General features: G+C 69.6%; 12 protein-coding genes. 2 read left to right on the top strand and 10 right to left on the bottom strand.

Going from position 1 to position 21615, the window contains the following annotated elements:
* Window positions 1-108 precede the first annotated feature (108 nt).
* Window positions 109-7929 (top strand): myxosortase-dependent M36 family metallopeptidase, encoded by a 7821-nt coding sequence (locus tag ACX9TP_RS39825; protein WP_482975905.1) that lies wholly within the window; start codon window positions 109-111, stop codon window positions 7927-7929.
* 216 nt (window positions 7930-8145) lie between these two features.
* Here ACX9TP_RS39825 and ACX9TP_RS39820 read toward each other — a convergent pair whose 3' ends face one another.
* The gene (locus ACX9TP_RS39820; RefSeq protein ID WP_482975904.1) at window positions 8146-8382 is read right to left on the bottom strand and encodes a hypothetical protein; all 237 of its coding nucleotides are present in this window, start codon (window positions 8380-8382) and stop codon (window positions 8146-8148) included.
* Window positions 8383-8542: 160 nt separating this feature from the next.
* On the opposite strand from ACX9TP_RS39820, the gene ACX9TP_RS39815 reads away from it, so the two are divergent.
* On the top strand, window positions 8543-9082 hold the full coding sequence (locus ACX9TP_RS39815) for an AAA family ATPase (RefSeq protein WP_482975903.1): 540 nt from the start codon (window positions 8543-8545) through the stop codon (window positions 9080-9082).
* 70 nt (window positions 9083-9152) lie between these two features.
* Here the strand turns inward: ACX9TP_RS39815 and ACX9TP_RS39810 are convergent, their stop codons facing one another.
* The 9 genes from ACX9TP_RS39810 to ACX9TP_RS39770 form a co-directional block, all read right to left on the bottom strand.
* On the bottom strand, window positions 9153-10817 hold the full coding sequence (locus ACX9TP_RS39810; protein ID WP_482975902.1) for a metallophosphoesterase: 1665 nt from the start codon (window positions 10815-10817) through the stop codon (window positions 9153-9155).
* A gap of 107 nt (window positions 10818-10924) precedes the next feature.
* Window positions 10925-14002, bottom strand: a complete 3078-nt coding sequence (locus tag ACX9TP_RS39805; protein WP_482975901.1) for a CHAT domain-containing tetratricopeptide repeat protein — start codon at window positions 14000-14002, stop codon at window positions 10925-10927.
* A gap of 788 nt (window positions 14003-14790) precedes the next feature.
* A complete protein-coding gene (locus ACX9TP_RS39800) occupies window positions 14791-16167 on the bottom strand; it encodes a class I adenylate-forming enzyme family protein (RefSeq protein WP_482975900.1) in 1377 nt (458 codons plus the stop codon).
* A 95-nt stretch (window positions 16168-16262) separates the two neighbouring features.
* Entirely contained in the window at window positions 16263-17273 is a 1011-nt protein-coding gene (locus tag ACX9TP_RS39795; protein WP_482975899.1) for a 3-oxoacyl-ACP synthase III family protein, read from the bottom strand.
* A complete protein-coding gene (locus ACX9TP_RS39790; RefSeq protein ID WP_482975898.1) occupies window positions 17270-18025 on the bottom strand; it encodes an SDR family NAD(P)-dependent oxidoreductase in 756 nt (251 codons plus the stop codon). Before ACX9TP_RS39790 ends, ACX9TP_RS39795 begins: the two co-directional genes overlap by 4 nt.
* Window positions 18022-18258 carry an acyl carrier protein gene (locus tag ACX9TP_RS39785; protein ID WP_482975897.1) on the bottom strand — a complete coding sequence of 79 codons (237 nt, stop codon included), beginning with the start codon at window positions 18256-18258 and terminating at the stop codon, window positions 18022-18024. Before ACX9TP_RS39785 ends, ACX9TP_RS39790 begins: the two co-directional genes overlap by 4 nt.
* 15 nt (window positions 18259-18273) lie before the next feature.
* Complete coding sequence (locus ACX9TP_RS39780) at window positions 18274-19314, bottom strand: 3-oxoacyl-ACP synthase III family protein (RefSeq protein WP_482975896.1); 1041 nt, start codon at window positions 19312-19314, stop codon at window positions 18274-18276.
* Entirely contained in the window at window positions 19311-20075 is a 765-nt protein-coding gene (locus tag ACX9TP_RS39775) for a hypothetical protein (protein WP_482975895.1), read from the bottom strand. The genes ACX9TP_RS39780 and ACX9TP_RS39775 overlap by 4 nt, the downstream gene beginning before the upstream one ends.
* A gap of 23 nt (window positions 20076-20098) precedes the next feature.
* Window positions 20099-21271 carry a hypothetical protein gene (locus ACX9TP_RS39770; protein ID WP_482975894.1) on the bottom strand — a complete coding sequence of 391 codons (1173 nt, stop codon included), beginning with the start codon at window positions 21269-21271 and terminating at the stop codon, window positions 20099-20101.
* Window positions 21272-21615 lie beyond the last annotated feature (344 nt).

Below are 21615 nucleotides of genomic sequence, written 5' to 3'. Positions count from 1 at the left end.
TCACTTTGGGGGCGACGTTCGCGACCTGGTGTTCCGGCGATGGTGCTGGGACACCTCCCGGGTCTCACGGTGGCTCCCACCCCGCGGTTGAACAGGGAGTTCCCCCACGTGAGAAGGTTGGTTGCCACGCTGTCTGGCCTGTCGCTGGTGTTGTCCGGTACCAGCGCTGTTGCCCGGACGTTGCCGAACTACGATGCATTGCAGGACGCGAAGCCCGCGGCTGGAGTCGCTGGCTTCAAGTCCGTGACCCCCATCAAGGGTGCGCGCGTCGCGCACCGTGACGAGCGCATGGGCGCGCCCACGTTCATCTGGGCGACCAAGGACGCGGATGGGGCGAAGCTGAGCGCCTCGTTCGCGAGCATGGCTCCGGAGCAGGCCGCTCTGGCGCAAATCGCGAACCATGCGCCCCTCTATGGCCTGAGCTCCCTCGAGTCCGCGGGTGCCAAGGTCGTCTCCGTCAGCCAGAACCGCCAGGGCGTCAAGGTGGTGACGCTGGCGCAGGAGACGGGCGGCATCGAGGTCTTCCGCCAGGGCCTCAACCTCCTTCTCAATCGCGACAACGAGCTGGTGGCCATCTCCGGCTCGCTGTCCAAGCACGTGTCCAACGACATCCCGGAGGCGCGCATGCGCTTCCTGGTGCCGGCCACCCAGGCCATCGCGGTGGCGTACCAGGACCTGACGGGCAACGCGCTGGACCCGAGCCTGCTGGCGAAGACGAACGCCAGGCAGGAGACGGGCAGGTACTCGCACTACACGCTGGCCCCCTTCGCCCGCCCGCTGGAGCAGGGCCTGGTCATCCCGGCCCGCGTCAAGCAGGTGCTGTTCCCGCTGCCCACCGCGCTGGTGCCCGCGTACTACGTGGAAATCAACACCGGGGCCGCGGACAGCCAGGACTCGGACTACTACGCCTACGTCGTGTCCGCGGCTGACGGCAGCCTGCTGCTGCGCAACAACCTGACGGCGCACGCGGAGTTCAGCTACCGCGTCTTCGCGGACAGCACCCCGCCGTACACCCCGCATGACGGCCCCGCGGGCACCAACGCCACCCCGCATCCCACGGGCAACCCGGACGGCTTCCGCGCGGCGTACGTGCCTCCCGCGCTGGTCACCCTCGAGAGCGCCCCCTACAGCCAGAACGACCCCTGGCTCCCGAATGGCGCCACGGTGACCACCGGCAACAACGTGGACGCGTACGCGGACATCGTTGCTCCGGACTTCTACAACTCGGGCGACCTGCGCCCCACCGTCACCGCGCCGGGCGTGTTCGACCGGACCCTGCTGTTCGACATCCAGCCGAACGCCAATGCGGAGCAGATTGCCGCGGCCACCACGAGCCTGTTCTACATGAACAACTGGCTCCACGACTGGTTCTACGACGCGGGCTTCGACGAGGCCTCCGGTAACGCGCAGACCAACAACTTCGGTCGCGGCGGCCTGGGCAACGACGCCATCCACGCGCAGGCGCAGGACTACAGCGGCACCAACAACGCCAACATGTCCACGCCGGCGGACGGTGCGTCCCCGCGCATGCAGATGTACCTCTTCACCGGCGCGCGCAACGCGCGGGTGACGGCGAACACGCCCGCCCCGGTGGCGGGCAACTACCAGGCCGGTGTCGCCGCGGCCTTCGGTCCGCAGACGTTCGACATCACCGGTGACGTGGTGGTCGCCCTGGACGAGTCCAATGCCGCCGGCGTCCTGACCACGGACGGCTGCACCACGCTGACCAATGCGGCGGCGGTGACCGGGAAGATTGCCCTCGTCGACCGCGGCACCTGCACGTTCAACGTGAAGATCGAGAACGCGCAGGCGGCGGGCGCCATCGGCGTGCTCATCGCCGACAACGCGCCGGGCTACGTCACCGACATCGGTGGCACGTCCACCCTCGTCACCATTCCCTCGCTGCGCCTCACCCTGGCGGACGCCAACCGGCTGCGCGCCGCCATCCCGGGGCTCAACACGCGGATGTTCCGCGGGCCGACGGTGGGCCTCGACGGCACGGTGGACAACGCCATCGTGGCGCACGAGTGGGGCCACTACATCAGCAACCGCCTCATCGCGAACTCCGCCGGTCTGGTCAACAACCAGGGCCGCGCGATGGGCGAGGGCTGGGGGGACTTCACCGCCCTGCTGATGATGGTGCGCGCCGAGGACATCAACGTTCCGTCCAACGCGAACTGGAATGGCGTCTACGCCATGGCCGAGTACGCGACGCGCGGCACCTCCCCCGACGCCGCCTTCTTCGGCATCCGCCGTGGCGCCTACTCGGTGGACCCGACGAAGAACGCGCTGCGCTACCGCCACATCATGGACGGCGTGGAGCTGCCGACCACCACCCCGTTCGCTCCGGGTGGCGTCAACTCGCAGGTGCACAACTCCGGTGAAATCTGGGCCTCCACGCTGTGGGAGTGCTACGTGGCGCTCCTCCGTGCGCATCCGTTCCAGGAGGCGCAGGACCGGATGAAGAGCTACGTCGTCAACGGGTACAAGCTGACGCCTCCGTCGCCCACCTACCTGGAGGCGCGTGACGCAGTCCTCGCGGCGGCCCTCGCCAACGACCCCGCCGACTTCCAGCGCCTCTGGGCGGCCTTCGCCCGGCGCGGCATGGGCGTGGGCGCGGTGGCTCCGGACCGCAACTCCACCAACCACGCGGGCGTGGTGGAGAGCTACCAGACCGGCGCGGTCGTGGAGCTCGTCGAGGCCTACTACGCGGACTCCGCCGCCACTCCGGGTGACGCGGACGGCATCCTGGACAACGGTGAGACGGGCTCCATCATCGTCACCGTCTACAACAAGGGCTCCGACGCCGCGGCGGCGACCAGCGCCACCGTCGTTTCCACCACCCCGGGCGTGACGGTGGGCAACCGTGGCTCCGTCAACTTCCCGGCCATCCCGGCGGGCGGTGCGGCGTCGGTTGCCGTGCCGGTGACGCTCAGCGGCGCGAGCCTGGCGCAGCGGGTCGACTTCGCCATCGCCATCCGCGATGACGGCCAGGTGGTTCCGGGCGACAAGTCGACGGCGCTGGCCTTCAAGGTCAACTACGACGAAGTGCCGGAGGCCACCTCCACGGAGACCGTCGAGGCATCGGGCGCGAACCTGCCCTGGTCGACCGAGTACGACCCGACGCTGGCGGGTGACTTCTTCTCCCTCGTGGAGTTCACCGACCTCAACCGGGCCTTCTTCGGCCCGAACGTGGGCGCGGGCAGCGACATCCGCCTCATCAGCCCCGAGCTCCAGGTGAGCAGCACCCAGCCGTTCTCGCTGACCTTCCGTCACTCCCACGCCTTCGAGGCCGACACCGGTGGCAACTACGACGGTGCCGTCATCGAAATCACCCAGGACGGGGGCCAGACGTGGGTCGACATCGGCGAGTCCCTCTACAACGGCGTGCTCATCAACTACGCCGGCAACGAGAACCCGCTGGCCGGACGCCGCGCCTTCGTGGGCAGCACCACGGGCTTCCCCACGCTCAACACCGTCACGCTGAACCTGGGGAACACCTACGCGGGGAAGACCGTGCAGGTCCGCTTCCGCATCGGTAACGACAACTCCGTCGCCGTCTCCGGCTGGGTGCTGGACGACATGGCCTTCAGCGGAATCACCAACACCCCGTTCACGAAGATCTGCGCTGACAACGGCGTCTGCGGCAACGCCGCTCCGGTGGTCAACGCCGGCCCGGACGTGACTGTCGATGAGCGTGCGCAGGTGACGCTGACCGGTAACGCCTATGACCTGGACGGCAACGCGCTCACCTACGCGTGGACGCGCGTGTCCGGCCCGGTGGTGACCCTCACCAACGCCAACACGCTCACGCCGTCCTTCACGGCGCCCGAGGTGACGGCCAATACCAACCTGGTGCTCCGGCTGACGGTCAGCGACGGGGTGACCACCGCCAACGACACGGTCACCGTGACCCTGCGGCAGGTCAACCGCGCGCCCACCGTGAATGCGGGCCTCGACGCCATCGTGGACGAGCGCGGCACCGCCACGCTGACCGGCTCCGCGAGCGACCCGGACGGCACGGCGCTCACCTACCTCTGGACGCAGGTGTCCGGTACGTCGGTTGCGCTGCGCAACTACAACCAGGCCACCGCCACCTTCGCCGCTCCGGAGGTCGCGTTCGATGAGACGCTCTCCTTCCGGCTGACGGTGAGCGACGGCCAGACGAGCACCAGCGACACGGTGGACGTGGTGGTTCGCCACGTGAACCGCGCTCCGGCCGTGACGGCTTCCTCCGTGACGGTGGACGAGCGCAGCACCGCGACCCTGGAGGCCACGGCCTCCGACGCGGACGGCGACGCGCTCACCTACGCCTGGACGCAGCTATCCGGCCCGTCGGTGGTGCTCTCGGGTGCCAACACCTCGCGCGTCACCTTCTCCGCCAGCGAGGTTTCCGCTGACTCGGTGCTCACCTTCCGCGTGACGGTGAGCGACGGGACGGCCACGGCCAGCCAGGACGTGGTGGTGAACGTGCGCCAGGTCAACCGCGCGCCCACGGCGAACGCGGGCCTGGACGCTTCCGTGAACGAGCGGGCCACCGCGACGCTGAGCGGCTCCGCGACGGATGCGGATGGCGACAGCCTGACCTACCAGTGGGTGCAGGTGTCGGGTACGCCGGTGGCGCTGTCTGGCGCCACCTCGGCCACGGCGACCTTCACCGCGCCGGAGACGGTCTCCGGTGAGACGCTCACCTTCCGTCTGACGGTGAGCGACGGCAAGGCGACCACCAGCGACACGGTCAACGTGACGGTCAACGCGGTCAACCGCGCTCCGGCCGTTGCGGCCGCCCCGGTGACGGCGAACGAGCGCAGCACCGCGACCCTCGAGGCCACCGGCTCCGATGCGGACGGCGACGCGCTGACGTACGCCTGGACGCAGCTGTCCGGTGCGCCGGTGGTGCTCTCGGGTGCCAACACCTCGCGCGCCACCTTCGCCACCGGCGAGGTTTCCGCTGACTCGGTGCTCACCTTCCGCGTGACGGTGAGCGACGGGACGGCCTCGGCCAGCCAGGACGTGGCGGTGAGCGTGCGCAACGTCAACCGCGCGCCCACGGCGAACGCGGGTGTGGATGCTTCCGTGAACGAGCGGGCCACCGCGACGCTGAGCGGCTCCGCGACGGATGCGGACGGCGACAGCCTGACCTACCAGTGGGTGCAGGTGTCGGGTACGCCGGTGGCGCTGTCCAGCTCCACCTCGGCCACGGCGACCTTCACCGCGCCGGAGACGGCCTCCGGTGAGACGCTCACCTTCCGCCTGACGGTGAGCGATGGCCAGACCAGCGCCAGCGACACGGTCAACGTGGCGGTCAACGCGGTCAACCGTGCTCCGGCCGTGACGGCTTCCTCCGTGACGGTGGACGAGCGCAGCACCGCGACGCTGGAGGCCACGGCCTCCGACGCGGACGGTGACACGCTCACCTACGCCTGGACGCAGCTGTCCGGTGCGCCGGTGGTGCTCTCGGGTGCCAACACCTCGCGCGCCACCTTCTCCACCAGCGAGGTTTCCGCTGACTCGGTGCTCACCTTCCGCGTGACGGTGAGCGACGGGACGGCCTCGGCCAGCCAGGACGTGACGGTGAACGTGCTGCAGGTCAACCGCGCGCCCACGGCGAACGCGGGTGCGGATGCTTCCGTGAATGAGCGGGCCACCGCGACGCTGAGCGGCTCCGCGACGGACGCGGATGGTGACGACATCACCTACAGCTGGGTGCAGGTGTCCGGTAGCCCGGTGGCGCTGTCCGGCGCTACCTCGGCCACGGCGACCTTCACCGCGCCGGAGACGGCCTCCGGTGAGACGCTCACCTTCCGCCTGACGGTGAGCGACGGCCAGGCCAGCGCCAGTGACACGGTGGACGTGACGGTCAACGCGGTCAACCGCGCTCCGACCGTGGCGGCTTCCTCCGTGACGGTGGACGAGCGCAGCACCGCGACGCTGGAGGCCACCGCCTCCGACGTGGACGGTGACACGCTGACGTACGCCTGGACGCAGCTGACGGGCGAGACGGTGGTGCTCTCGGGTGCCAGCACCTCGCACGCCACCTTCTCCACCGGCGAGGTTTCCGCTGACTCGGTGCTCACCTTCCGCGTGACGGTGAGCGACGGGACGGCCTCGGCCAGCCAGGACGTGACGGTGAACGTGCGCGACGTCAACCGTGCGCCCACGGCGAACGCGGGTGCGGATGCTTCCGTGAATGAGCGGGCCACCGCGACGCTGAGCGGCTCCGCGACGGACGCGGATGGTGACGACGTCACCTACAGCTGGGTGCAGGTGTCCGGTAGCCCGGTGGCGCTGTCTGGTGCCACCTCGGCCACGGCGACCTTCACCGCGCCGGAGACGGTCTCCGGTGAGACGCTCACCTTCCGCCTGACGGTGAGCGACGGCCAGGCCAGCGCCAGTGACACGGTGGACGTGACGGTCAACGCGGTCAACCGCGCTCCGGCCGTCGCAGCCGCCCCGGTGATGGTGAACGAGCGCAGCACCGCGACGCTGGAGGCCACCGCCTCCGACGTGGACGGTGACACGCTGACGTACGCCTGGACGCAGCTGACGGGCGAGACGGTGGTGCTCTCGGGTGCCAACACCTCGCACGCCACCTTCACCACCGGCGAGGTTTCCGCTGACTCGGTGCTCACCTTCCGCGTGACGGTGAGCGACGGGACGGCCTCGGCCAGCCAGGACGTGGCGGTGACGGTGCTGCAGGTCAACCGCGCGCCCACGGCGAACGCGGGTGTGGACGCTTCCGTGAACGAGCGGGCCACCGCGACGCTGAGCGGCTCCGCGAGCGATGCGGACGGCGACAGCCTGACCTACCAGTGGGTGCAGGTGTCGGGTACGCCGGTGGCGCTGTCCGGCGCCACCTCGGCCACGGCCACCTTCATCGCGCCGGAGACGGTGTCTGGCGAGACGCTCTCCTTCATGCTGACGGTGAGCGACGGCAGGGTGAGCACCCGTGACACGGTGGACGTGTCGGTCAGCGCGCAGAACCGCGCGCCGGTCGTCGCGGCCGCCCCTGTGACGGTGGACGAGCGGAGCACCGCCTCCCTCGTGGCCACCGGCTCCGACCCGGACGGTGACACCCTGCTCTACGCCTGGACGCAGCTGACCGGCCCGGAGGTCACCCTCTCGGGTGCCAACACCGCGACGGCCACCTTCGCCACGGGCGAGGTTGCCGCCGACACCGAGCTCTCCTTCAGCGTGACGGTGAGCGACGGGACGGCCACGGCCACGCAGAACGTGGCCGTGACGGTGCGCCAGGTCAACCGGGCGCCCGTGGCCGACGCGGGTGAGGACCTCTCCGCCAAGGCGAAGTCCGTTGTCTCGCTCAATGGCAGCGCGAGCGCCGACGCGGATGGCGGCACCCTGACGTACCAGTGGACGCAGGTGGGTGGTCCGCAGGTGACGCTGACGGGGGCCGACACGGCCGCGCCGTCCTTCACCGCTCCGAACGTGAAGGCGGACACGCAGCTGACCTTCCACCTGGTGGTGAGCGATGGCTCGCTCACCAGCGCTCCTTCCGCCGTGACGGTCACCCTCACGCGGTCCGACAACACCGCCCCGGTGGCGAAGGCCCGCCTCATCCTCAGCGGCGACCAGACGTCGATTACCCTCGACGGCTCGGCCTCCAGCGACCCGGATGAAGATGCGCTCACCTACAAGTGGGAGCAGACCGGCGGACCGTCCGTCACCCTGGGCAGCCCCAACCAGGCCGTCCTCAGCGTGGACGTGCCGGAGCTCGACGACGACAGCGCCACGTTCAGCTTCAAGCTGACCGTGACGGACGCTCGCGGTGGCACGCACACCGCCACCGTGGAGACCACGGCCACGCCGGACCGCGGTGGTGGCTGCTCCGCGACGGGCGCGGGTGCCCCGGCCGGCATGCTCGGCCTGGCGCTCCTCAGCCTGCTGCGCCGTCGTCGCAAGCTGGTCTGAGCCGGTAACGGGACTCCTCCTCCCACTCGGGAGGAGGCAGGCGCCGCCCGCCCCGGACGGCTGAACGGTCCGGGGCAGGCGGTTCGAAACTGAGTGGGATTCTCCCGGCGGCCGGCTCCCTGATTCGAGGGGGCCGGCCGCCTGTCTTTGACAGGCTGAAAGCCCGGTACAGGGCTCACCGGCGGCGGCGAGGCGCGCGGCCCGTCACCCGGTCAACTAGATACAGTTGATGTAGCACGCGTCGTAGCAGGCGGGGTTGGTGGTGCCGCACTGCTGACGACAGAATCTGTTGCAGATGCAGGCGTCGGTGTCACACGCCTGGGCGCTCACGGTTGCTTCGTCCGTCGGCTGCTCACTCACGGGCGCTTGTGACTCCTCGGACATGGGGCCTCCGCAGCCAACCATCAGCCCGAGGACCGCCACGGCCGCCAGCCAGGTTCCTGCTCTCTTCATGTTGCTCGCCCCTTGTTGAGTCGCGCGGAAGTGCGCGGCCAGGATTTTAGACGTCACCGGGCCATCCGGGGATGGACACACATCCGGCAATACAGGCTCGTCCAGTGGGACTGATATTTTGAGAGCCCTGACGGCAGGCCAACTGCTAGAGCGCGCAGGTATGCGAATCGCCGTATCCGGTACTCATCGTTCGGGGAAATCCACCCTCATTGGCGAGTTGTCCGACCTGCTCCCCACCCATGTGACGGTGGATGAGCCGTACCACCAGCTGGAAGAAGAGGGGTACACGTTCGCGGAGTCGCCGTCGGTCGAGGACTTCGAAGAGCAGCTCGCACGCTCCATCACCAACCTGGACGAGAGTCCTCGCGACGTGTTGTTCGACCGGTGCCCGGTGGACTTCATCGGATACGTGTTGGCCCACGAGGACCGCGACGCATTCGACCTCGACGCATGGCTGCCGCGCGTACGCAGCGCCCTCCGGAAGCTCGACCTGATCGTCCTGGTCGGGCTGGAGCGGCCGGACCGGATCGCGCGCTCCGCCTCGGACGACGAGGAGCTGCGCCTGGCGGTCGACGAGCAGTTGAAGGAGCTCCTCCTCGATGATTCCTACGCCTTTGAAGTGGAGGTGCTCGAAGTCGAAGGTTCGCCGAGCGCGCGTGCGAAGCAGGTTCTCCAGCACCTTTCCAGCGCATCCCGGTAACGAGAGGCCCACGGTAGCCCTCGTCCATGTCCACTGGCTGCGAACAGGCGCACCGCCTGCGTGAGCGTCGTCAGTGCGGGGAGGACACGTCCGGCTGCGAGCTGGAGGCGGGCAGCGGCCGCATCGGTTCGCGCTGCCCTTGTGTGAGGAGGTGCAGCTTCAGCTGGTGCCGGACCCTGCGCTCCCGCTTGAGGAAGAGCTTGTAGAGGTACTCGGAGCCCACGGCGAGCCGCTCCGTCAGCGGAAGCTCCCGCACTTCGTGCATCAGGTTCGCCGACAGCTCGGCACGTCGCCGGAGGATGGCGTTGCCACAGGCGGCGGCCGCCGCGCGCCAGGGGCCCTCCGGCCGGTCCACCAGGGCGCGCACGTGCGCCAACAGCGGGCCCGCGGCGGCTTCGTCTCCGGCGCGCAACACCATCACCGGCGTGCGGTGGGGCTCGGTCGTCTGGGCGCAGAGCTGGACCAGCGCGGTGTCGAGCGTGTCATCGACGAGCAGCATGGCACCTCCGGTGGCCGGACGCGCTTCGGGAGTGTCCACCACCCAGCCGCCGGTGTTGTACACGCGCACGCGGGAGCGGAGCTCCGGCAGCGCCACCTCTTGCGCCAGCGGGTGGTGCGTGTGTCCGTAGGTGAAGATGTGCTCGGTGGGGAAGGGCTGATTGCGGGCGCCCAGCTCCCGGGCCACCTCCGCCGCGAGCGGCCCCTTCAGGTAGTTGATGACGCCCTCGTCCACCTGCTCCCGGGACTCGAGCGACTGGCGCACGTCGTTCTCCTCGATGAGGTCCAGGGCTCGCAGGAGGAAGGGCAACAGCAGGCGCTGGCGCAGGCGGCGTCCGAACTTCCGGCCTTTCAGCGAGACCAGCGCTCCAGCCAGTCGGCTGGCGAGCAGGACCTTTCCCGGGTCCGTCTTGAGCATGTCATAGCTGCGCCGCACCCCCGCGCCGACCTGTCCCTCGCGGCCGAGGCTGGACCAGAGGAAGTCGATCCACGCGGCGTTGTCCGTCTCCAGCTGGGCAATCGTCGGTGCCCCATCCGCCTCGCCGTAGATGGCCCGGGCCAGGGGCGTCATCAGCAGGTAGACGTCATCGGCGAAGTGGCCGTGGTGGGCGAGCAGCATCCGCTCCTGCCGGATGACACCCATGTTCGGGTAGCTCATCACCACCCGCAAGTCAGGGTGGGTGGGATGGCGATGACGCAACATGCGCGTGAGCAGCGAGTTCTGGGCGGGCTGCTCTTCGGGGAGTGCGCCGGGCGCGGGGTGGAGCTCCGCGAAGATGGGCGTGGTCGGGGAAGAGGCTTCGAGCGGCTCCTCCCGCGAGATGCGCATCATCCGCTCGGCGACGAGCTCGTCACGCGTCCCCGTCCACAGCTCGTGGTCGTGGTTGCCGGGGATGAAGACGATGGTCGGGGAGAAGAGCGCCTCGCCGCCGGGTGGAAAGAGCCGGTCGATGAACTGGTCGAACCCGTCGAGCGCGACGTGGGTGGGCGCGAGCGCGAGCTCGAAGATGTCTCCGACCAGGACGAGGTGGGGCTTGATGCCGGGAGGGTTGGCCCGGGCGACATCCTTCAAGCACGCCACCAGGCCGTCCAGCGCGTCGTTGGCCATGAGCGGCCGGCTGGCGCCATTGCTGGTCGGGTCGCTCAGTAGACTGTTGCGCTCCCCGAAGTGCAGGTCCGACAGGAAGACGTAGTGGATGGCGGCCATGTGTTCCCCCGAGGGCGACGAGATAGCCATCCGCTCCTGCTCCGAACAACCCGACCGGACGGACGATGGCGCGTCTGTCCCGCTCCAGCGCCAGCCCCGGGAGTGTCCTCCAGCAGCCCCTGGAGACCTCGCCACGGCTACTTCGTCGGAGGCTCCCGTGGTTCAGGCGTCAGCGCACGCAATGGAGCGTCCCGACCCAGGACGATGAAGGGAGCCCAATAGTGCGGATGGGGCCTCGAGGCCCGCAGCGAGAGCATGGCCTCGCGCAGGGCGGAGGCTCGGCCTTGTCCCGCCAGCAGGTTGCGGTAGTACGCCTCCATCAACCGCGAAGTGGTGTCGTCCTTCACCTGCCACAGGCTCATCACCACCGTCTCGGCTCCCGCCACGATGAAGGCGCGTCGGAGCCCATAGACGCCCTGGCCGAGCTTGACGTCTCCGCGCCCGGTGTCACAGGCGGAGAGGACGACCAGCTGCGTGCCCCACAGGTCGAGGCCGGCCAGCTCCAGCGCCGTCACCAGCGCCGTGTCGGGCGGGGACGGGGCGGGGCTGGCGGTGGAGGACGTCGGCGTGCTCGCCCCCGCGAAGAGCAGCCCGGAGCGCAGCAGGGGATCCGGGGGGCGCGACTCGCGAGGGTCCTCACCCAGGGCGCCGAACTGTGCGATGGCGCGGGAGTGGGGGGACACGGGAGTGTCATCCAGGAAGAAGCCGTGGGTGGCCAGATGGAGGATGCCTGGGGTCGGCAGGTCCAGCAGTCGCTCCTTGGTGGCCTTGGGGCCGAGGAAGAGCCGGGCATCGGGAATCAGGCGCTGGATGGCCTCGGCCTCCTCGCGTGTGCCGGGCAGTGGAATGGCGGCCCAGGTTCGGTACGTCTGGCTCTTGTTGAGCGAGGCGAAGAAGCGCTCGACGGAGAAGGAGCGGTCGGCTGCCGGTGAAGCTTCCGTGTTGGCGGAAGCAGGAGGTTGAAGCGCGGCGCTGAAGTCCGGGTCCGCGAGGACGACGACGGAGGCCACGGGTGCCGTCTGCTCGGGACGCGGCAGCAGGTCCCTTCCGGAGGTGACGTAGGTGAAGTCGAAGGTATCGACAAGGAATTGGTGGCCGTCGTGGAGTGCCGCGAAGGGCACCAGGGCCAGCTGACCATCCGGGGAGAGGAAGAGGCGGCGACTCTTCCCCAGCAGTGGAAGCAGGGGCTGGAAGACAAGCGCGTAGAGCGCCTGGGCCTGGGATTGGAAGGAGGCGTCTCGGCTGGCCAGGGCGTCGCGCAGCTGTGAGGCGGCGGAGTCGATGGGCTCGGCGGGGCCGAGGTCGAGGACGCGGGTGGTGGCGTCCGGGAAGAGCACCAGCGCCAGGTAGCGCAGCTGTGCCTTGGGGGTGCCGGGGCCGGGCAGCAGGGGGCGGTCCTCATAGGTGATGAGCTCGACGAGGGCGCCATCCTGGGGAAGGGCCTGGGCGACACGCGCGACAATGTCCGCGAGAGATGGCAGTGCGGTCAGCGCGCGAAGGGGGGCGGAGCGCCTGGCGAGGTCTGCCTCGAGGGCATCACCCTGCACGACGAGTGCTTGGAGCTGTTGCTGGTAGGTTGCCGGGGGGCGGGTGCCCGGGCCTTCGAGCGAGAGCCGGGCCAGTTGGGTGCGCAGCCAGCGCAAGCGCTCGAAGGTGTCGTGCTCCTCTTTGCCCAGGCTTCGGTAGACAGCGCGGGAGATGTCGGCGGTCTCTTCGACGGAGCGGCCCTTGAGGAGCAGGGCCGTCCCCAGGACCAGTCGTCTGACGCTGGCGTTGTCGGGGTGGGCGCGCAGCAGCGCGTAGAGGCGCTCCTCGTCGGTGCGGAGAAACTGGAGGAAGCTGGCCAGGCGCGACTCGGAGAAGTCGAGTGCCTCCTGGCGCAGGCGTCGCTCGGACATGGAGACGGCGCGCGTGAACAGCGGAATGGCCGCACCGAGGCGACGCTGGCCCAGCCTGAGTAATGCGAGTCCGTTGAGCGCCCGTGCAACCCGGGGATGGTCCTTGCCGAGAGCCGCTTCCAGGATGGGCAGCGCGCGTTGGTAGAGCGGCTCGGCCCGGCTGTATCGCCCCTGCTTGACGTAGAGCTCGGCGAGGCCGTCGAGAGATTGGCCGACTTCGGGATGGTTCCTGCCGACAGCATCCTTCGAAATGGAGAGAGCGCGTTGGTAGAGCGGCTCGGCCCGGCCGTATTGGCCTTGCTTGACGTAGAGCTCGGCGAGGCCGTTGAGCGAATGGGCGACGATGGGGTGATTCTTGCCGTGGGTCGCTTCCCGAATGGCAATCGCACGCTGGTAGAGCGACTCCGCGCGGTCGTACAACCCCTGCTCCGAGTAGAGGATGGCGAGGTTGTGGAGTGAGATGGCGACGATGGGATGGTTCTTGCCGAGGGTTGCTTCCTTGAGGGCGAGGGCGCGCTGGTAGAGTGGCTCGGCCTGACCGTACAACCCCTGCCCATGGTAGATGTTGGCGAGGTTGGTGAGCGTGCTGGCGATGTCGGGATGATGGGGGCCGAGGGCCTCTTCCCGAATGGCGAGCGCGCGCCGGTGGAGCGGCTCGGCCCGGCCGTACAGCCCCTGCTCCCCGTAGAGGATGGCGAGATTGCTGAGCGAGGTGGCGACGGAGGGATGGTTCTTGCCGAGGGCCTCTTCCCGAATGGCGAGCGCGCGCCGGTAGAGCGGCTCGGCCCGGCCGTAGAACCCCTGTTGGTCGTAGAGGACGGCGAGGTTGCTGAGCGAGGTGGCGACGCTGGGATGTTTCCCGCCGAGGGCCGCTTCCCGAATGGCGAGCGCGCGCTGGTGGAGCGGCTCGGCCTGAGCGAACAACCCCTGCTCCAGGTAGAGGTTGGCGAGGTTGTTGAGAGAGTCGGCGACGGAGGGATGGTTCTTGTCGAGGGCCTCTTCCCGAATGGCAAGCCCGCGCTGGATGAATGGCCCGGCCCGGTCCAGCTCCCCCTGACGCCGGTGTAACGTACCCAGCAGGTCCAGGCAGTTGGCGACCTCTGGATGCGAGCCCCCGAGCACCGCCTCGTGCAGCGCGAGGGCCTTCCCGCCCTCCGCCGCGGCCTCGGCATACCTGCCCGCCTTTTCGAGCTTCAGCGCCTCTGCATATGCGGTCTGTGCCTCCTGCAGCCGCACATCCGGCTTCTCCTCCCCGGCCGCTGCTCCCGCTGCGCAGAACAAAGCCACCAGCGCGAGCCACCCAGAAGTCCGCCGCATGTCTCTCCCCCTTTGAGCCCAAAGAGTGTGATGCCCACGCGCTCATTAGCACTCCCGTGTCAGGGGGGAGGCGGAGGAGCGGGCAACTGAGGGCTGTGCCCTCTGGCCGCTATTGCGTGGTCTGCCGGAGGGGAGGCCTGTTGAAGGCGAAGGCGAGAGCGGAGGGGGTGTCCGACTTCAAGCCCGAGGCAGGCCCGTCCAGACGGACCGGAGTCTCTGGCCCGGCGCTCGTCCTTTTTCCTGCATCATTCACCGCCTCACCGGCTCATTCGGTCCGAGGGGAGCCGCGCGGCTCCGCGAAAGAAGAACGGGGACGGGCCAGCCCCTCATGCTGTTCCCTGGAACACGCACTGAAAGGGCACTCGGGATGATGACAAAGTCAGGTTCGTGGCTCGTGGTCTGCACCCTCGTCGTGTCGTCGCTGTTGACCGCGCCAGTGGAGGCGGAGGCCGAGCAGGAGAGCTGCTTCGAGGACTGGAGTTCCTGCATGGGGTGGGCGAACTCAGAGCCCGTGGACTATATCCAGGACGCCAAGAGGGATTATTGCAATGGCGCCTATGGCGCCTGCGCCGGGTATACCGGCTGTGGCGACACCTTTTGTGACACGTATCACGACTGGGAGAACCATCAGTACTGTCCGAGCGACTGCCCATAGTCTGATGTAGGGCAGTCAAAGGAGGGGCGATTCACCCACTCCCGTCAGGGTTGCTCATGCTGATTCCTGACGGGCTCGTGGGCAGCAGCGCCCTTCCTTCCTTCGCGCTCCTCCTGGAGTGGCGTTGGGCCGCTCAGCCGATGCGCAGCTCCGGATGCAGGGCCTCTTCCAGGCGGGCGCGCTGCAGCTTCCCGTTCGTGTTCCGGGGGAGATGCTCCACCCGGAAGAAGTCGGTGGGGACCTTGTGCGTGGACAGGCGCTCTCGAAGCGCCTGCCGCAGGTCTCGCTTGGGAGGGCAGGGCGCTCCGGGTCGGAGCTGGAGGAAGGCTGTGAGCGTGGTGCCGTAGAGCGGGTCCTCCCGTCCCCACACCGCGGCGTCCTCCACCCCGGGCAGCTCGCGCAGGGCCGCTTCAATCTCGAACGGGCTCAATCGCTCACCGCCGACCTTGAGCAGGTCGTCATTGCGGCCCAGGAGCGTCACCAGCCCGTCCGGCCCCAGCTCCGCCAGGTCCCCGGTGCGCAGCCAGCCGTCCTCCACCTTCTCGCGCGTGGCCTCGGGGGCGCCGAGGTAGCCCAGCATCAACTGGTCCCCGCGCACGCACAGCTCGCCCTCGGCGGTGAGCTTCACGGCGAGGTTCCCCACGGGGTAGCCGGTGGCCTGGCTCAGGAACGCGGGGTGGTCGCTGCGCAGGCACAGCACGCGCGGTGACAGCTCCGTCTGACCATAGTTGGTGTAGACGCGGCTGGCGGGAAAGGCCCGCAGCAGCCGCTGGCGCAGCCGCGGGCTCAGCGCCGCGCCCGCGGAGACGACGTGGGTGACCTCCTCCGTGCGCAGCGGCCCATCTCCCAGCAGGCGCAGCAGCGTCTCATGGTGGGAGGGCACGCCGCTGATCATCCCCACCAGCCGACCCTCGTCGAGCAGCGCCTTGAGCTCCACCAGGTTGCCCAGCAGCGCGGTGGGAAGGCCCGCCGCCAGCGCGGGCAGCAGCTGTCCCAGCAGTCCGAACGAGTAGGAGAGGGGAAGGAACAGCGTCTGTCCCGGCGCGGAGTCGAAGTCCAGCGAGGCCCGCACGGCGGCCACGTTCGCCTCCACGTTTCGTCGTGAGAGCTGGACGGCGCGTGGTGCCCCCGTGCTGCCGGAGGTGAACAGCACCACCGCCGTGTCCGGGTGGTGAAGTGGCGTCACCGACTCGCTCCGCCAGATGACGGAAAGGGACTCGTCCAGCTCGAAGCAGCAGCCCAGGCCCTGTCGCCGCGCTTCCACCTCCGCGGCGGTCCACTCAGGCGAGAACACGGCCTGGGGCACTCCTGCCTCGTAGAGGGCGAGGAAGCCGGTGATGAACTCACGGCTCCGGTGGGCCCGCAGGATGGCGATGCCGGACGGCAGGCCCCCAAGGCGGCGCTTGCGTGCCTCGACCTCGTCCCTCAGCACACCGAAGGAGACGGACTCTCCGCCGAGCGAGAGGGCCACCGTGGCGTCGTTTCGGGTGAAGGCGTGCTCGGTGCTCATGCGCTGGTCCCTGGAGAGGGCCTCACCGCCGGGCGTGAGGGCTGCCTCGGCGTCGGCCCGGGTGAAGTCGTGTGGGGTGCTCCTGGGCGTGTCGCCTACAGGCTGTGCAGCAGCGCGCAGGCCGAAGCACCGCCCGCACCCGCGGAGACGAGGAGGACGCGCTGCCCCGGCTTCAGCGGCAGTTGCTCCTTCAGGTGCGCGAGCGCGATGCCCACGCTGGCCCCTGACGTGTTGCCGGTGAAGCGCACCGTTTCCACCACCCTGGCCGGGTCCGCACCCAGCTTCTCCGTCACCGCCCGCATCAGGTGCAGGTTGGCCTGGTGGGGCACCACCCAGTCCACGTCCGCCACGGTCAGCTCCAGCCGGTGCAGGAGCGAGGCCGCGCCCGCGGTCATGTTGTCCACGCCCTTCATGAACAACGTGGCCCCGTGCTCCATCTTCAGGAAGCCCTTGGAGGGGTCGTCGTTCCGGTGGTGCGGCAGCCGCGAGCCTCCCGCCCGGATGGCGATGATGTCCGCCATGGTCGCGTCCGCCGCCAGCTCGCTCGCCATGAGCTGGAAGTCCGCGCCCTCGGGGTTGCGGGTGACGAGGCAGCTCGCGCCTCCGTCGCCGAACAGGGCCGTCGTCGCCAGGTCCTCGCGGTTGAGGAACTTGGAGCGGATGTCCGCGGCGATGACCAGCTGGTCGCTGCCCGTGGACGCCGCGAGCGCCGCCCCCACGTGCACGGCGCTGGTGAAGCCGGCGCACGCGGCGCTCAAGTCGAGCACGCCGACCCTGTCGAGCCCCAGGCGCGGCAGAATCAGGGGCGAGGTGGGCGGCGTGGGGAAGTCGCCGGACACGGTGGCCAGCAACACCTGGGCGATGCGCTTCCGGTCGATGTGGCAGTCCTCCAGCAGCCGCAGGGCCGCCGCGGAAGCGACGTCGCTGCACGCCTGCCCGTCCTCCACCCAGTGCCGCTGCTCCACGCCCGTGCGGTGCGTAATCCAGCTCGGACGCGCGCGGGTGCCCATCCAGTCGAGCACGTCCTGGTTCGTCACCACGCGCTCGGGCAGCCATGCCCTGGGCCCGAGCAGGTACACCGGCTCCGTGGGTCTCAGAAAGCTCATGTCCGCAACACTCCTTCCAGCCGGAACATCGGCAGACCGCCGGTGACGTCCAGCACCGCGCCGTTGATGTACTGGTGCGCGGAGAGCAGCGAGTCGAGCGCCTCGCCCACGTGCTCGGGCTCGCCCAGCGCTCCCTGCGGAATCACGCCGCCCATCCGCTCCACGTAGCGGGGCTTCGACCAGTACTTCTTCGTCCGCTCCGTCTTGAAGATGCCCAGCCGCACCGTGTTGGCCAGGACGTTGAACTCGCCGTAGTCCACCGCCAGGTTGCGCATCAGCCCCTCCAGCGCGGACTTGCACAGGACATAGGCGCCGTACCGCCCCGTGCCGTTGACGGTGGAGACGCTGGAGATGAAGACGATGCGCCCCCACCGCGCCTCCACCATCGACGGCAGCACCCGGCGCAGCAGCCAGAGGTTGCCCATCAGGTTCGCGGTGACGTCCGCCTCCAGCGCCTCCTGGGGCAACTCGTGGAAGCGGTAGAGCGGAGGCCGCCGCGTCCAGGCATTCAGCACCAGCCCCTGGAGCCCCTGCGCCAGCACCTCCGCGAGCGCCGCTTCGCCGCCCGCCGGAGCCGACAGGTCCAGCACCAGGCCGCGCGCTTCCATCCCCTCCGCGCGGTAGCGGGCCAGCGTCTCCTCCAGGGACTCCGCGGACGAGGCCGTCACGATGACCTCGTCCCCCAGCGCCAGCCGGCGGCGGGCGATGGAGCGCCCGATGTCCGAGCTGCCCCCGGTGATGAGCACCTTCATGACGCGCCCAGCTTCCGCAGCCAGAAGGCCAGGGAGGCGAGGCTCTGGAAGGCCGCCTCGGAGAAGTCGCGGCCGGAGATGCGCAGCGAGAACTCCTTCTCCAGGGCCGCCACGGAGAGCACCATCAGCAGGCTGTCCATTCCATAGGCGGACAGCGCCTCGGACGTGCTGGCGGGCACTTCCTCCATGCCCGCGGCGCGCAGTGCATTGCGAATGCGTTCGACCAGTTCCATGGCTCACCCCGCCTTTCAGCGCTTCACCCAGTGCTGCATCGCGAAGGACAGGCCGCCGCCCACGCTCATCAGCAGCACCCCGTCCCCTGGCGCGAACAGGCCCTGCTCCAGCGCCTCGGACAGCGAGAACAGGACGGAGGCGCCGCCGACGTTGCCCACGCGCTCCGCGCTCCAGACGAGGCGCGCCTCCAGCCCGCCCACGTCACAGACCTGCTCGACGAGCTTCCGGTTGATCTGGTGGGCCACCACCCACCGGATGTCCTTCAGGCCCCGGCCGCCGGGAAACATGGCGCCGAGCATCTCCAGGTAGCGCCGCAGGGCCTCCTCCCGCAGTCGCGTGCCATCCCCGACCATGCAGTAGCCGCCCGACTCCAGGGTGGTCCGGTCCGGGGGCAGCCGCCCCGGCGTCGTGTACAGGTCCACCAGCGTGCCGTCCGTGGCGTAGAGGCACCGGCGGACCTCGAAGTCGGGGGAGACGGGCTCGCGCTTCAGCCACACGGCCGCGCCACCGTCCGCGAGGATGTACCAGGTCTCCTTCATGGCCGGGTTCATCACCTTGGAGAGCGTCTCCGCGCAGCTCACCAGTACGTTGCCGCAGCCGCTCCCCAGCAGCGCCACCGCCAGGTGAAGGCTGGCCAGCGAGGTGGAGCAGCCCGCCTTCACCTCCCACGCGGAGGCGTGGCTCTCCAGCCGTCCCAGGATGGCCGCCGCCTGCGAGCCCGTGTAGCGGCTCGTCGTCGTCGTTCCGTGGATGAGGGCCTCCACCTCCGTGCCGCTGTGCCTGCCCAGGGCCTGCCTCGCGGCCGCCAGGGCCAGCGACTCGCTCGTCTCCTCATCGTCGTGCGCGGGCGCTCCAGGCAGCCGCGCGAGGTAGCGCTGGCTGAAGCCCAGCCGCGCGGCCACCTTCCGGCCCAGTGCCTCCAGGGCCTCGGGCGAGCGGCCCCGCTGCTCGGAGTCCAGCGCGAGCAGCCCCGCGTTGGACACGGGGCGTTGCCCGGGCAGGGCGCGGCCATGTCCCAGCACCTGGATGCCCAGGCGCGGCTCCAGGACATTCATGACGGGCGGTCCTCGGAGCGGCGCGCGGGGTTGAAGTGCTCCCACTCGAAGTTCTCCACCCGCGAGTCCTCGGGCAGCGAGTCCTTCAGGAGCTTGTTCTGCATGCCAATCCAGCTGCGCGAGCCGATGGTGGTGCGTGGCCCCACCATGGCGCCGGCCGCGAGGAAGACGTTGTCGCCGATGTTCACCGGCCCCAACATCACCTTGTCCCCCAGGAACATGTGCCCGATGACGAGGACGTTGGCGCCCATCGTGCAGCCCTTGCCGATGGTCAGCAGCGGGTAGTCCGCCAGCACCGCGAAGATGGAGGAGTTCACCCCGTACGCGATGCGCGCGCCCATCGCCCGCCAGTAGAGGTACTTGGTGACGTAGAAGGAGAAGAAGAACGGCTGGAGCCCGGAGATGCGCACCGAGTGGCCCAGGCACAGCGTCATGAACCACGCCAGGTAGTCCCGGGACATCTCCATCTTGTACGTGCCCGGCCGCATCCTCGGGATGCACAGGCGCACGAGCCAGCACGCCGCCAGGAACGCTCCCGCCAGGACACCGGGCGCCAGCAGGGCCCGGAGCGGGAAGGCCGGCTGCTCCCAGCTCCAGCGCAGGTAGAGCGCGAAGGCCCACCACGCCGCCAGCGCGGGCGTCAGCGAGAAGGTCATGGTGATGAGGTCCACCAGGAGCACCCGCGTGAAGCCGAACCCCTGGGACTGGTGCTTGAACTTCCGCCGCGCGGTGCCGAGCGCGTCCGCCGTGCTGTCCGTCATGTGGCCTCCTGAGCGGCTCGGGCTCAGTGCTCGGGGTTGACCTGGTACAGGGGGAAGTAGGACGCGACGCGCCCCTCCTCGACGTCGCGCGCCAGGAGGGGCACCTCATCCCAGGTGTAGACGCGCTCCCCGTCCACCGGGGGCAGCCAGCCGGCCTCCTCCGCGAAGCCCACCGCCGCCACGGCCTCGGAGAAGCGCGCGTAGTGGGTGTTGATGTGCTGGTGGCGCTTCGTGCACTCGGTGGAGCGCGAGAGGTCCATCAGGTCCGCACCCAGCTTCCACCCGGCGGAGGTGATGACGCCCTCGCGGCCCAGCGCCTTGAGGCTGGCCTGGAGCAGGGGGCCGCCGATGTGGTCCAGGAAGATGGAGACGTCCTGGCCCCGGCCCGCCTCCTTCACCCGCGTGAGGAACTGCTTCTCCGACTGCGCGTAGCGCTGCCGGTACGCCGCGTCCGAGGCGAAGCGGGCCGGGTCCAGGTTCAGGTCCGGGAACTCGCGCCGGTCCAACGGGATGATGCCCACGGACTCCAGGTGCCGCAGCCGCTCCTCCTGCGAGGCGACCATGGCCACCCGGCACCCGGCGTAGCGGGCCAGCCGCAGTTGCGCGTAGGACACGCCGCCGCCCCAGCCCACCACGAAGGGCACCGGGCAGTCGGACTCGCTGACCTGCAGGCGGAAGCACCCCCAGGCGAGCCGCCAGTTGGACCACGCGGTGACGTACCGGAGCGAGAAGGCCGCCCACTGCCGCAGCGAGTGGCGGCTGTTGGCGGGAATGGGGATGAGCACGTGCTGGGGCAGCCGGGTCCGCCGGGCCAGCAGGCCCATGGTGCGGCTGGCGTCGTAGGCCAGCACCTTGACGGGATAGCCGTGCTCGTCCGGCTCGGCGTTGCAGAACACCAGGCAGGAGTCCCCGGCGCGCACGCGGGTGACGGCGCTGCCCGTCTCCACCACGCGCACCACGCCCGCGTTGCCCAGGACGACCTTGTCCTCGCGGCGCAGCCGGCAGACATCCACCGGCACGCGCTGGAGGGCATGGCCCATGTTGCCCTCCCAGCAGCCGTAGATGGGCTCCGCCACCACGTCCTCCGGCCCCGGGTCCGGGAAGGCGAAGTCCTCGTCCACCAGCGCTCCCGGGACGGCCTGCCCCTCCCGCTGCCGCTCCCCGCGATGAAGGACCCAGGCCCGTGTCTCCCGCATGACGCCTCCGATGTGCTCACGCGCTGCCCGCGCGACGCGCTGAAGTGCACCGGATGATGTTGAAAGGTGATTCAGGTCTCAAGAATGCCCCGGGTGCGTCCGGTCCGGTCCACGGCGACGCGCGGCGGGTCACCGCGTCGCGAAGTGGCGAGGACACGCGGGAGGTCTCGCGCCACGCCGGATGCGCGCGCGCGGCTGGCCCTGGAGGAGGGCGACCCATCAGGGCCTGCGCGGACCTGAAAAGGACTTCCATTAGGTGCTGGTTTTCCGGGGTCGTCCGCCTTGTCGGGTGAAGCCAGACAGGCTTTTCACTCCACGTCCGTCAGGTGCCAGTCAATGGCGCG

It is taken from the genome of Pyxidicoccus sp. M15 (genome assembly GCF_056858435.1).
This window is presented reverse-complemented; position numbering and strand designations above follow the sequence as displayed.